The sequence below is a fragment of the Micromonospora sp. RTBAU3-60 genome (genome assembly GCF_054963695.1).
Map to the genome: position 1 here is coordinate 33158 of NZ_JBUEGB010000010.1, position 12954 is coordinate 46111.

Annotated in this window: 10 protein-coding genes; 7 read left to right on the forward strand and 3 right to left on the reverse strand. The window is 69.8% G+C overall.

The features are described 5' to 3' along the window. Positions 1-234: 234 nt before the first annotated feature. The 4 genes from ACY34I_RS12380 (at position 235) to fmdA (ending at position 4252) form a co-directional block, all read left to right on the forward strand. On the forward strand, positions 235-1989 hold the full coding sequence (locus tag ACY34I_RS12380) for a RyR domain-containing protein (RefSeq protein ID WP_462754915.1): 1755 nt from the start codon (positions 235-237) through the stop codon (positions 1987-1989). Then, positions 1979-2491, forward strand: coding sequence for a hypothetical protein (locus ACY34I_RS12385; RefSeq protein ID WP_462754917.1), 513 nt, complete (start codon positions 1979-1981; stop codon positions 2489-2491). Before ACY34I_RS12380 ends, ACY34I_RS12385 begins: the two co-directional genes overlap by 11 nt. Positions 2492-2653: 162 nt before the next feature. Continuing rightward, the gene (locus ACY34I_RS12390) at positions 2654-2935 is read left to right on the forward strand and encodes a zinc ribbon domain-containing protein (protein ID WP_462754918.1); all 282 of its coding nucleotides are present in this window, start codon (positions 2654-2656) and stop codon (positions 2933-2935) included. A gap of 63 nt (positions 2936-2998) precedes the next feature. Beyond that, positions 2999-4252, forward strand: a complete 1254-nt coding sequence (gene fmdA, locus ACY34I_RS12395) for a formamidase (protein WP_462754919.1) — start codon at positions 2999-3001, stop codon at positions 4250-4252. Between the two features lie 90 nt (positions 4253-4342). Here fmdA and ACY34I_RS12400 read toward each other — a convergent pair whose 3' ends face one another. Next, the gene (locus tag ACY34I_RS12400; protein ID WP_148797435.1) at positions 4343-4603 is read right to left on the reverse strand and encodes a hypothetical protein; all 261 of its coding nucleotides are present in this window, start codon (positions 4601-4603) and stop codon (positions 4343-4345) included. 132 nt (positions 4604-4735) lie between these two features. On the opposite strand from ACY34I_RS12400, the gene ACY34I_RS12405 reads away from it, so the two are divergent. Then, a complete protein-coding gene (locus tag ACY34I_RS12405) occupies positions 4736-5482 on the forward strand; it encodes a hypothetical protein (RefSeq protein ID WP_462754920.1) in 747 nt (248 codons plus the stop codon). Positions 5483-5663: 181 nt separating this feature from the next. Here ACY34I_RS12405 and ACY34I_RS12410 read toward each other — a convergent pair whose 3' ends face one another. Further along, positions 5664-6185, reverse strand: coding sequence for a winged helix-turn-helix domain-containing protein (locus ACY34I_RS12410; protein WP_462754921.1), 522 nt, complete (start codon positions 6183-6185; stop codon positions 5664-5666). 352 nt (positions 6186-6537) lie between these two features. Here ACY34I_RS12410 and ACY34I_RS12415 point away from each other — a divergent pair, with 352 nt between their 5' ends. Continuing rightward, a complete protein-coding gene (locus tag ACY34I_RS12415) occupies positions 6538-10884 on the forward strand; it encodes a S8 family serine peptidase (RefSeq protein WP_462754922.1) in 4347 nt (1448 codons plus the stop codon). Positions 10885-11103: 219 nt separating this feature from the next. On the opposite strand, the gene ACY34I_RS12420 is transcribed toward ACY34I_RS12415, so the two are convergent. Next, on the reverse strand, positions 11104-11610 hold the full coding sequence (locus ACY34I_RS12420; protein WP_462754923.1) for a winged helix-turn-helix domain-containing protein: 507 nt from the start codon (positions 11608-11610) through the stop codon (positions 11104-11106). 736 nt (positions 11611-12346) lie between these two features. On the opposite strand from ACY34I_RS12420, the gene folE reads away from it, so the two are divergent. Then, positions 12347-12940, forward strand: a complete 594-nt coding sequence (gene folE / locus ACY34I_RS12425) for a GTP cyclohydrolase I FolE (protein WP_148797440.1) — start codon at positions 12347-12349, stop codon at positions 12938-12940. Positions 12941-12954: the final 14 nt, after the last annotated feature.

Consider the following 12954-nt stretch of genomic DNA (forward strand, 5'->3'; position numbering starts at 1 on the left):
GTTCCCGGTCGAGGTTCGTCCGGCTCGGTGCAGTCGGTCGGTGCGTCGAGCACGGCCGTGATCGACTCCGTCAAATACGATGTGCCGCATGGTCGCAACCCGGTGGCCGCGCCGCCCCTACCGGCGTCCCCGCCGCGACGGCCCGCGCCACCACCGTCCCACCGTCCTGAGAGCCGCTCGATGACGGACCCGGTCGCAGGCTTTTCCCGCCCGGCCGGATGGTGGCTGCGAATCGTGTTCGGAGTCATCGGCCTGGCCGCCCTCGTCCTCGGCTACATCGGCTTCGAGCGCCTGCTCCAGGTACGGCCGGACACCGCCCACGACCCGTACGACGTGCTCTACTACGACCTGCAACTGTTCGTCCTCAGCGCCGAACCCTTCCAGAACGCCGGCCCCTACCCGTGGCAGCTGCAGGTCGCCCGGTTCGCCGCCCCGCTGTTCACCCTGCTCGCCGTGGCCGAGACCGGCCGGCTGCTGCTGGCCGCCGAGATCCGCCGCCTCCGCGCCCGACGAGCCCGCGGTCACGTCCTGGTCTGCGGCGACTCCCAGTTCGCCCACATGCTCGCCGACCGGCTCTTCGCCGACGGCGAACGGGTGGTCGTGGTGCGCTCCGTACCGTTCGGACCGCTGGAGTACCGCCGGCGCCGGTATCTCGGCGTCGTCGGCGACCCGACCAGCGCCGAGGTGTTACGCGGCGCCGGCCTGCCCCAGGCCCACACCATCTACGCCTGCACCGACGACGACGACCGCAACCACGCGATCGCCAACACCGCCAGCCAGCTCATCCAGGACCGCCGGCAACCACCTCGGGTCTACGTCCTGGTCCACGACTCCGAGATGTGCCTGTCGCTGCAGGCCCGACGGCTCGGCGCCGCCGGATCCAGCCGACTCCGCCTGGACTACTTCGATGTCGACGACGTCGCCGCCCGCGCGCTGCACCGGCACCACCCGCTGCCACGCGTGGCCGGCCGGCCGACCAGGGTCCTCATCGCCGGCACCGGCGCCTTCCGCCGCGCCCTGCTGGTGGAGACCGCTCGGCACTGGCGAGCCCGGCGCGCCGACACCCCTCCCGGCCACATCGGCGCGCCGCTGCGAGTGGACCTGGTGGCCCCGGACGCCACCACCGAACTCGCCCTCGCCGCGTCCCGTTACCCGTTCCTGACCACCGTCTGCCAACTCGCCGGGTACAACGTGGACCTCGCCGGTCTCGTCGAGCTCGACCAGCTCGAACGCGACCGTTACGACCGCATCTACATCTGCGGGCCGGACGAGACCAGCGGCCTGCAGTACGTGCTGGACACACCCGCCCTCTGGCGGGGCGCGGAGAGTTCCGTCTTCGTACCGGTCTACCGGCAGGCGGCGCTCGCCGCGGCCTTCCACGGCGACTCCCGCCACGACCTGCTCGACGAGGTGCACGGCAAGCTCCGCCTCTATCCGGTGCTGACCCACGCCTGCGACGCCCGGCTGATCGCCGAGGACCTCACCGAGCGGCTGGCCCGGCTGATCCACGACCGCTACCTGCAGGCCCAGCAGCGCGCCGGGGTACGCCCCGGCGACTCGCCGGCGATGGTGGACTGGTCGCGACTGCCCGAGTCGCTGCGGCGGGCCAACCGGGCCCACGTCCAGGACATCGCCGCCAAGCTGTTGAAGCTCGGTTGCGTCGTGGCGCCCCGGCACGGCAGCACCGGCGACGCCTCGGCCGCCGGGCTGGCCATCGACGACCGGATCGAGGAACTCGCCCGCCTCGAGCACGAACGGTGGTGCCGGGAACGGCGCGGGGAGGGCTGGACGTACGGGGAACCCCGCGACGACCTGCGGCGGCGGCATCCCGCGCTGCGGCCGTGGGACGAGCTGACCCCCGACGTCCAGGAGCAGAACCGCGAGGAGATCCGGGCGCTGCCCGACGTGCTGTCCGACAACGGATTCGAGCTGATCCGACTGGCACCCGCGGTGCCCACGCAGCGGAGAGGACCGGGGGATGTCAACTGACCCCGTGCCGGTGCGCGTCGGCATCACCGGGCACATCAATCTGACCCGCGCCACCGAGGCGCTCGTCGCCGACGCGCTCCGCGCTGAGTTGCGCCGGATCAGCGACCGGCCGGTGCACGGCGTCACCTGCCTGGCGGCCGGTGCGGATCAGGTCTTCGCGCGGACGATTCTGGCCACCGGCGGCACGTACGAGGTGATCCTGCCGGCCGAGGACTACCGGACCGCCGTGATCGGCCCGCAGAACCGGGCCGCCTTCGACGAGCTGCTCGCCCGGGCGGTCGAGGTCATCCACACCGGGTACGACCGCTCGGGTACCGCCGCCTACGTGGCCGCCAACCGGGAGCTGGTGCGCCGGGTGCAGCGACTCGTGGCGGTCTGGGACGGCGAACCGGGCTGCCACGCGGCGTCGACGGACCGGACCGTCGAGTGGGCGCGGCGGCGCGGCATCCCCACCACCGTCCTCTGGCCCGACGGCGCCGCTCGGCTGCCCCCAGGGGACTGACGGGTCGGCACCGGCGGCTTGCCCGTGCCGCGTCACGGAGCAGGACTGTTGCCCCAGCATTCACCAGTTGCGGCGTTGGCCTGCGCGGCGGGCTGCCCGCGTCCGATGCTTGGCAGCACGGGCACCCCACTGCGGGGCGTGTCTCAGCCGAGGGGAGGCGGGGTGGCGACCTACACGTACCGATGTTCCCGGCACGGCGAGTTCGCGGCGTCGTTCCCGATCGGCGAGGCCACCGCCCGGGTCCCCTGTTCCCTGTGCGGCGCCGACGGGGTGAGAGTGTTCTCCGCGCCGTTGCTCGTGCGCACGCCACGCCGGTTGGCCGCGGCGATCGACCGGGCGGAGCGGAGCGCGGAGCAGCCCGACGTGGTGTCGGCGATTCCTGGCGGGCAGCAGGCGAGGCGGCGCCCGGTCAACCCGCTCCAGGATCGCCTGCCGCGGCCGTGACCGCAGGAGCCGGAACCGCAGGTCCGCGCGGGCGACGCGGCACCTGGTGAAGAGGAGGCGGTTATGCCCGAACTGTTGTTCCCGCTGGACTCGACCAGGAGCTTCACCGACCAGGAGAAGATCGGCCACAACAGATGGCACCCGGACATCCCGCCCGCGGTCACCGTCCGGCCCGGGCAGTCGTTCCGGGTGCACTGCCGCGAGTGGTTCGACGGCGCCATCCACAACGACGATTCGGCGGTGGACGTGCGGGACGCGCCCCTGTCGAAGGTGCACGCCCTCAGCGGGCCCTTCGCGGTGCAGGGTGCCGAGCCCGGCGATCTGCTCGTGGTCGACATCCTCGACGTCGGCCCCATCCCGCAGGAGGATTCGGGCCCGCTCGCCGGCCAGGGCTGGGGATACACCGGCATCTTCCCCAAGCGCAACGGCGGGGGTTTCCTCACCGACCGGTTCCCTGACGCCTACAAGGCGATCTGGGACTTCAGCGGGCAGAAGGCGACGTCCCGGCACGTTCCGCGGGTCACGTTCACCGGAATGATCCACCCCGGGCTGATGGGCACCGCCCCGTCGGCGAAGCTGCTGGCGAAGTGGAACGAACGGGAAGCGGCGCTGCGGGCCACGGACCCCGACCGCGTGCCGCCCCTGTCGCTGCCGCCCGAGCCGCGCGACGCGATCCTCGGAACGCTCAGCGGCGCCGACTTCGACCGGGTGGCGGCGGAGGCCGCCCGTACGGCGCCTCCCCGCGAGAATGGCGGAAACCAGGACATCAAGAACCTCACCAAGGGTTCCCGGGTCTTCTATCCGGTCTACGTGCCAGGCGCCAACCTGTCCGTCGGTGACCTCCACTTCTCCCAGGGCGACGGGGAGATCACCTTCTGCGGCGCCATCGAGATGGGCGGCTTCGTCGACCTGCACGTCGACCTCATCAAGGGCGGCATGGACACCTACGGCGTCTCCGAGAACGTCATCTTCCTGCCGGGGAACACCAATCCGCAGTACTGCCAGTGGCTGGCCTTCTCCGGCATCTCCGTCACCCTGGACGGCGAACAGCGCTACCTCGACTCCCAGTTGGCGTTCCAGCGTGCCTGCCTGCACGCCGTCGACTACCTGACCACCTTCGGTTACGCGCCCGAGCAGGCCTACCTGCTTCTCGGAGCGGCGCCGATCGAGGGACGGTTCTCCGGGGTGGTGGACATCCCGAACTCCTGCGCCACCGTCTACCTGCCGACCGAGATCTTCGACTTCGACGTACGGCCGTCGGCCGCTGGACCGACCAGGATCGATGCGGGCCCGGGTGCGCCGAAGGCGACCTTCTGACCGCCCAGGAGGACGTACCCGGGCTCTGGGCACCGTAATGCCCAGCGGCCCGGGCGTCGCCGACGGCGGGTCGAGGCCCGCCAGGTACCCCTACCGGCTCTTCTTGAGGTTCTGGTGGAGCTTCTCGGGATCGCGGACGAAGTCCATCTTCTTGTCCCGGGCCCGGGAGAAGTCGTCGATCATGTGCTGCACCTCGCCCGGGGTGAACCGTCGGTCCTCGTCACCTTCCTTCTTCAGCCAGTTGATCACGTCGTCGTAGCTCTTCCAGTCCTTCTTGCCCATCAGGCGCTCGATGTCGGTGACGTCGTAGTCCTTCTGCATCGCCTGGCTGGACGGGTCGTGGATCTTCATCGCCTGCTCCTCCCGTGACGTGCTTCCTCGCGCGATTGCCCGTGGTGCGCCCCGGCAAACGGGCCCGGCAACGGACGCGCCTCCGGGCCGCAGGCGACGTTGGCGATCTGCCGTCTCGGGTACGCGGGGCGGATGGCCGAGCTGCTGGAGGACGGCGACATCTACTTCCTCTACCGCCCCCGCGTGGAGGAGGAGCACGTGGATTCGCTGGAAGAGGTGCAGCGGCTGCTGGTGGTGATGCACCCGTGGCACGGGAGGCACCTGCGACTGCTGGTGGTCGGGCGGAAACGTCTGCCGGACATCTCCGAGCACGACCGCTTCTGGGCGTTCGTCGACGAGGTCGTGGACCGGCCGGAGCAGCTGCACGAGGCGTTGCAGGCGCGCGCGTACCGGACGAGCACCCGGGGCCGGCGGCGGCAGCCGCCGGCGCGGCCCGCAGCGGAGGGGGCGTACGTGATCGCGCGGCACGACGACCACACCCATCTGGCGTACGAGCTGGAACTGCCGATGCGGCTCGGCGAGGCGCAGCATGAGCTCAGCATCGAGCCGGAGGCGAGCTACATCGTCACAGTGAAGAACCCACAGGCTCCCTCCCCGCCGGGCGTCGGCCTTGCCCGCTCGCAGAAGGTCAAGCTGCCTGCCCCGCTGCAGCAGAAGTTCCACGGTCGCCGGTTCGCCCCGCTCGACCCGCCGGGCTTCCTCGATCATCCCGGGACCGAGCTCGTGCTCATCGGCGCCGCCCACGACGCCTCGCAGGAGTTGCGGGTCGATCTGGACGCGGAGGTCGACCGGGCGGAACGGAGCACGATCTTCGGAGATCTGCGGATCAGCCGCCGGGACCGACCGGTCGCCCCGCTCTTCGAGGGCCGGTGGGCCTGACCGGCTGGCTCGCCGGCTCCCGCTTCGGCGGACGCGCACTCGCGTCGCGGTACCGGTTCCCGGAGGCGCCGCTCCGGCCTGGCCCGGGTCGGCTCGCTGGACGACCCTCGGCGCCCGCGTCGCCGAGGGTCAGGTGCCGGTGGCCTCGGGCCGCTGGTGGAAAGGGCTCGCGGCCCACGCCTCAGACGGTGATGACAACTTGGCCGGCCAGCCGGAAGCCGACACCGCGTACCGCGACGATGGTGACGTCGGTGCCGAGTTCGGCGAGCTTGCGCCGCAGCCGCTTCACCAGGGACTGCACGTCCGCCTTGCGCTCCCGTCCTTCGTCGCGCCAGACCGACCGGTGCAGCTCGGGGTAGCTCCAGGCCCGCACCGGCTCGGTGGTCAGGCAGGCCAGCAGGTCGTGCTCGAGCCGGGTGAGGCTGATCTCACGGTCCCGCCAACGGGCGGTCGACCGGGCCGAGTCGATCAGCAACGTGTCGTCGGCACCGGCGGGCGCGACGGCGGGCGCCGGCGCGGACGCCGTCCGGGGAAGCCGCTGCGGGGCGGCGATCAGCCGGCGCAACTCGTCGAGGTCGGCGACCAGCAGCAGCGGCGCGACGCCGGCCAGGTGTTCGGCGAGCCGGAGCCGGTCGGCCGGCGACGGCGTCACCGCGATCACTAGCGGAAACAGGTCCTTGGCCGGTTCGGATCCGCCTGACACCTGGTCTTCCTCGGCCACCGCACCCCACCCCGAACGATGGGCAAATTCCGCCCAACTTCGCTACGGCCCTGACAGTAATTGTCAATCCTGCCGACAACCAGGCGACCGTTAGTGAGGAGTTGCTCACGTAGCGTTCTTGATCGCGCTTTCCTCTAGATCATAGTGTCCACTCTGGGCAGCCGGCGTGGCCCGCACGGCGCCTGAGGGGCACGGGGTTCGCTCATGCCGATGTGACCCGGATGGGAGCGTTCCCCTGCACCCTTCGCCATGGCTCGTTCAACTGCGGGTCGTTTTGGAGGAGGCAGCACCAATGCTAAGACGTCCACACAGGAGGCGCATCACCAGATGTCTGGTGAGCGCCGGGGCGGCGGTCGCCCTCGCCGCGACAGGACTGGCCACCAGCGGTTCAGGTGCACAGGCGGCACCGAACGGGGCCGACAAGATCCGCCCGGAGTTGGCGAAGCAGCTGCAGGGCAAGGCCGAGGGCGACTTCTGGATCCACTTCAAGGACAAGGCGGACCTCAGCAAGGCCAGCAAGATCAAGGACTGGGCCGAGCGGGGCACCGCAGTCGCGGAGGCGTTGCAGAAGACCGCCGCCGAGAGCCAGGCCAAGATCCGGGCTGAGCTCGCGAGCTCGGGCGTGAAGTACCAGACCTTCTGGGCGACCAACGCCATCAAGGTCACCGGCGGCACGTCCACGATGGCCCAGAACTTCGCCGCGCACGCCGAGGTCGACGGCCTGTACGCGCCGACGGAGATCAAGGTTCCCGAGGTCACCAAGGGCACCGACGAGAAGACCGTCAACGCCCTCGAGTGGGGCATCGCCAACATCAACGCCGACGACGTCTGGTCCCAGTACGGGGTCAAGGGCGCGGGCATCACGATCGCCAACATCGACACCGGCGTCCAGTTCGACCACCCGGCGCTGGTGAACTCCTACCGCGGCAACAACGGCGACGGCACGTTCGACCACAACTACAACTGGTTCAACGCCGCCGGCACCTGCGCCGCCGCGCCCTGTGACAACAACGGCCACGGCACCCACACCATGGGCACCATGGCCGGCTTGGACGGCGCGAACCAGATCGGTGTCGCCCCCGAGGTCAAGTGGATCGCCGCGAACGGCTGCTGCCCCAGCGACGCCGCGCTGATCTCCTCCGGCCAGTGGATGCTCCAGCCCCGGGACCTCAACGGTCAGAACCCGGACGCGAGCAAGCGGCCGAACATCATCAACAACTCGTGGGGTACCACCCTGCCCTCCAACGAACCGTTCATGGAGGACGTGACCGACGCGTGGACCGCGTCGGGCATCTTCGGGGCCTGGTCCAACGGCAACAACGGTCCGGGCTGCCAGACCAGCGGCTCGCCGGGCAGCCGGACCAACAACTACTCCGCCGGTGCGTACGACATCAACAACAACATCGCCAGCTTCTCCTCCCGCGGTGCCGGGCAGGACGGCCAGATCAAGCCGAACATCTCGGCCCCCGGCGTGAACGTCCGGTCGAGCGTTCCGAGCAACAGCTACGCCAGCTACAACGGCACCTCCATGGCCGCTCCGCACCTCGCGGGCGCGGTCGCGCTGCTGTGGTCGGCGGCGCCGTCGCTGGTCGGTGACGTCGACGCGACCCGTGCGCTGCTGGACAACACGGCGGTCGACAAGGAAGACCTCCAGTGCGGTGGCACCGCGGACGACAACAACGTCTACGGTGAGGGCCGGCTGGACGCGCTGGCGCTGCTCAACGCGGCCCCGATCGGCGACACCGGCACCCTGGCCGGCACGATCACGGACGCGGGCACCGGTGCCCCGATCGCGGGTGCGGCCGTGGCCCTGACCGGCGCCGCCACCCGCCAGCTGACCACCGGCAGCGACGGCAAGTACTCGTCGCTGCTTCCGGCCGGCGAGTACCAGGTCGCCGTGTCGGCGTTTGGCTACGAGACCAAGACGGTGCCGGCGACGATCACGAAGGACACGACCACCACCACCAACGTCGCGCTGGCGGCGATGCCGAGCGTCACGGTCAGCGGGTCGGTCACCGACGGATCCGGACACGGCTGGCCGCTCTACGCGAAGGTCACCGTCGAGGGCCCGTCGGGGGTGTCCGACTACACCACTCCCGCCGACGGTCACTACAGCTTCAAGCTCCCGAGCGGGGCGACCTACAGCGTGAAGGTCCAGCCGCAGTACCCGGGCTACCAGACGGTCACCAAGGACGTCGTGGTCGGCTCGAGCAACGTCACCCACAACGTGGCCGTGCCGGTGGACGCCAACGCCTGCACCACGGCGCCCGGCTACCGTAACGGCTCCGACGGGGTGTACGAGACCTTCGACGGCACCACCGTGCCGGCCGGCTGGTCCGTGGTGGACCACCTCGGCAACGGCCAGGTCTGGCAGTTCAACGACCCGGGCAACCGTGGCAACCTGACCGGTGGCAGCGGCAACTTCGCGGCCATCGACAGCGACAAGTACGGCAGCAGCGGGCGTCAGGACACCTCGCTGGTCAGCCCGATCGTCGACCTGACCAACGTCGCCGCTCCGGTGGTCCGGTTCAACCAGGACTTCCGGTGGCTGAGCTCCGACCGCGCCGACGTCGACCTCAGCCTCGACGGCGGCACGACCTGGACCAACGTGCTCCGGCAGGCGGCCAACTTCCGCGGGCCGCGGGTGACCGAGGTGCCGATCCCGCAGGCCGCGGGCCAAAACCAGGTCCGGGTCCGGTTCCACTACTACGACGCCTCGTGGGAGTGGTGGTGGCTGGTCGACAACGTGCTGATCGGCAGCCAGGTCAGCTGCCAACCGATCGACGGTGGCCTGGTGCTCGGTCACGTGCAGGACAAGAACGACGACAGCTACCTCAACGGCGCCACCGTCACCAGCGACGACCGGACGGCCGAGAAGGCCACCAGCGCCGCGACTCCGGACGACACCGACCTGCCGGACGGCTTCTTCTGGATGTTCTCGTCGTTGACCGGGTCGCACAAGTTCACCGCGAAGGCCGGCAGCTACGTCAGCCAGAGCAAGGACGTCAACGTCCAGAAGAACGGGGCGACAGCCGCCGCCTTCCAGCTCGGCGCCGGCCGGCTGTCCATCCAGCCGACCGAGGTGAGCGGGACGGTCCAGATGCCCGCCGGCAAGGTCAACAAGACCTTTACGGTGACCAACACCGGCGCCGCCCCGGTCGACGTCCAGTTCAGTGAGCGGGACGGCGACTTCCAGCTCCTCCGCGCCGACGGGTCCACGATGAGCAAGCAGCAGCTGCTCGCCTCCTCCGGCGCGCCGGTGCAGCGGCTCAACGCCCCGACGTCGTTCGCCGCACAGGCCTCCGGCAAGGACAGCAAGGAGACCACCGCCGCGACCGGCCCGCAGGCCGCGCCGTGGACGGACATCGCGGGCTACCCGGCCAACGTGATGGACAACCGGGTGGTCAACCTCGACGGCAAGGTGTACTCGATCGCGGGTGGCAACGGATCGGCGTCCTCGGCGAAGAACTACGTCTACGACCCGATCGCGCAGACCTGGACGGCGATCGCCGATCTTCCCGGTGCCCGTAACGCCATGACCGTGGGCGCCGTGGACGGGAAGATCATCGCGACCGGCGGCTGGGGGGCGTCCGGCCCCGACGCCACCACCTGGTCGTACGACCCGGCGGCCAACACCTGGACGAAGGTGGCCAACAACCCCGCGCCGCGCGCCGCGGCCGGGCAGGCGGTCGTCGACGGCAAGCTGTACGCCGTGGGCGGTTGCACCACCTCCTCCTGCACCCCGATGTCCAACTCGGTCGTCCGGTACGACCCGGGCAGCGACACCTGGGAGACGTTGCCGAACTACCCGAAGTCGGTGGCGTTCGCCTCCTGCGGCGGGATCGACGGCGTCGTCTACTGCACCGGTGGTAACGACGGGTCCGCTGCGCTGAAGGCCGGCTACGCCTTCGACGCGGGTGCCAACGCCTGGACCGCCATCGCCGACGCGCCGGCCGACACGTGGGCCAGCTCGTTTGCCGTCGCCAACGGCAAGCTGCTGGTCGTCGGCGGGGTGCAGGGTGGTGCCATCACCAACGCCGGCTTCGCCTACGACCCGGGCAGCAACGCCTGGTCCAACCTGCCGAACGCCAACACGGCCCGCTACCGCGGTGGCGCGGCGTGCGGCTTCTACAAGATCGGCGGCTCCTCGGGCAGCTTCAACGCCACACCGGACAGCGAGGCGCTGCCCGGGTTCGAGGAGTGCGCCGAGGGACCGTCCGACGTGAGCTGGATGACGATCGACAAGACGTCGGCCACGCTGGCGCCGGGCGAGAAGGTCACGGTCACCGTCGGGATGACGGCGAACGTCGACCAGCCGGGTACCTACACCGGTTCGATCGCGATCAAGGAGAACACCCCGTACACGGTGCAGCCGGTGCCGGTGACGATGAACGCGACGCCTCCGGGGACCTGGGGCAAGCTGCTGGGTACGGTCACCGGGAAGAGCTGTGAGGGTGTCAGCTCGCCGCTCCAGGGTGCGACGGTCCAGGTCGACTCGAAGACGACCTCCTGGACGTTCACCACCGACGCCCAGGGCAAGTACGCCTACTGGCTGGACCGCAAGCACAACCCGTTGAAAATCATCGTCGCCAAGGACGGCTGGAAGCCCCAGAACCGTCAGACGACGGTCAGCAGCACCCCGACGGTGGAGGACTTCGTGCTCTCCCCGACCCGTTGCTGACAACTGAGAGGTGACAAGATCCGGCCCGCCTGGTTTGCGACCAGGCGGGCCGGACCCGTTCGGCATGCCGCGGCCCCACGTGTCGCTCCCAGCCAGGTCGCGTTTCGGCTCGGCATCCTGTTCTGCCCGGGGAGTAGGAGGGGAGCCGCCAGGAGGAGAAGACCGGCGACGCGACAGCTCGACGGCGTGGCGCCGGGTGCCCGTGTGACGGCCAGGAGGTCAGGCCAATGCGAGGCGGAAGCCGACCCCTCGGACCGCGTGGATCGCCGCCGAGGCGTCCAGCCGCGCCAGCTTGCGCCGTACCCGTCGTACCACGGAGTGCATGTCGGAGCCACGGCCGAGGTGCTCATTGCCCCAGACCTTCAGGTGCAGCTGCTCGTAGGTCCACACCTGTCCGGGCGTGCCGACCAGACACACCAGAAAGTCGTGCTCCAGCGGCGTGAGATCGATCTCGCGGTCCAGCCAGCGCAGCACCCGCCGGTCGGAGTCGACGATCAGCTCGGGCGGTGGCGGTGGACCCATGTCCGCTGTGGCGTCCACGATCGCCGGCTGGGCACCCGCTGCTGCGGCGGGCGCCCCGGCCGCGTCGAGGAACTCCCGTGCCTGCTGGACGGTCGAGACGATCAGGAACGCCTCCGCTCCGCCGAGCAGCCGCGCCAGTTGCCGGCGTTCGGCCGGCGACGACGCGATGCCGATGACCAAGGTTTCACTCGGGATCGCCCTCATCCCCCCACCCCTTCCGGTACCCCACCCGTTCTGGGATGTATCCCCGTAACGCCGATTCGATCAGCGCCTCATACCCCGGTAATGACCGTTTGACCAAAATATCCGTTGATTAGCAACTGATTAGCTGGTCAACGGGCAGCAATTTCGAAACGTGACTGTCATATTTGCTGAGCGGAAACTGCTCGCGGCGCGCGTGGCGGCACGTCTCCCTGTTCGCCTGGCCTGCGACCCCAGGTGGCCGTCCTCCGGGGCGGTCGCTGATTCGGTTCCTGTGCTGGCGAGTGGTAACTCTGTGTTTGCAACGGCTCTCTTCGGGTCTTGCGGTGCTGCGTTCTGGATCATTACACGATTGGTATAGTAATGCACTTCGATGTAATGGACAACGCCCGATCTGTGCCTTGTATTTGTTATAGCCGATGCCAGTTTGGGCGACCGAATGCCGAATGTGTAGGTCATTCCGCGCCGGAGGCGGCTGATGACCCCGGCGGGAGGGGTCTCCTTCCCGCGAACCGGCGCCGACGCGCGCTCGTCGTCCCCGCCCGGCTCCCGTCCGGCTCCTGCCCAACTTCCGTCCGGCTTCCGTCCCGAGGGGTCGTCCGCTGGCTGGGAATTTCGACAGCGAACGCTATTGAAATTCCGCCTCGAGCGCGCCAGGATGGCGGAGAGAAGCGACCATCCCTGATGGAGACGGAGGTTGCGGCGTGGCACCTGCACACCGCGCTCGGAGGGGGCTGACGTGAGCATCGCACCGGCCCAACGTCGCGTGGACCAGCGACCAGTGCTTGACCTGGTCGCCGCCGAACAGGCCGCGGCCCAGTTCCTGACCGCACTCGACATCGACCTCGACTCCGAGAGCCTGCGCGACACCCCGCGCCGGATGGCCCACGCGTACGCCGAACTGCTCACCGCACGCCCGTTCGACCTGACCACGTTCCCCAACGACGAGGGCTACGACGAACTGGTCCTGGCCCGAGCCATCCCGATCCGGTCGGTCTGCGAGCACCACCTGCTGCCCTTCATCGGTGTCGCACACGTCGGCTACCTGCCCGGCGAGCGGATCCTCGGACTGTCCAAGCTCGCCCGGGTGGTGGAACTCTTCGCCCACCGCCCCCAGGTGCAGGAGCGGTTGACCAAGCAGGTCGCCGACTGGCTGGCCCTCGAACTGGCGCCCAAGGGCGTTGGTGTCGTCATCGAGGCGGAGCATCTGTGCATGAGCCTGCGGGGCGTGCGGGCCACCGGCGCCACCACCGTGACATCCACCCTGCTCGGCACCCTGCGGGACGACCCCCGCTCCCGAGCCGAGTTCTTTTCCCTCACCGGAGCCCACTGACCGAACTGGAGAGC

Coding starts and splice junctions, on each gene's coding strand:
- ACY34I_RS12385 (WP_462754917.1), top strand. CDS start 1,979: ATGTCAACTGACCCCGTGCCGGTGCGCGTCGGCATCACCGGGCACATC.
- fmdA (WP_462754919.1), top strand. CDS start 2,999: ATGCCCGAACTGTTGTTCCCGCTGGACTCGACCAGGAGCTTCACCGAC.
- ACY34I_RS12400 (WP_148797435.1), bottom strand. CDS start 4,603: ATGAAGATCCACGACCCGTCCAGCCAGGCGATGCAGAAGGACTACGAC.
- ACY34I_RS12405 (WP_462754920.1), top strand. CDS start 4,736: ATGGCCGAGCTGCTGGAGGACGGCGACATCTACTTCCTCTACCGCCCC.
- ACY34I_RS12420 (WP_462754923.1), bottom strand. CDS start 11,610: ATGAGGGCGATCCCGAGTGAAACCTTGGTCATCGGCATCGCGTCGTCG.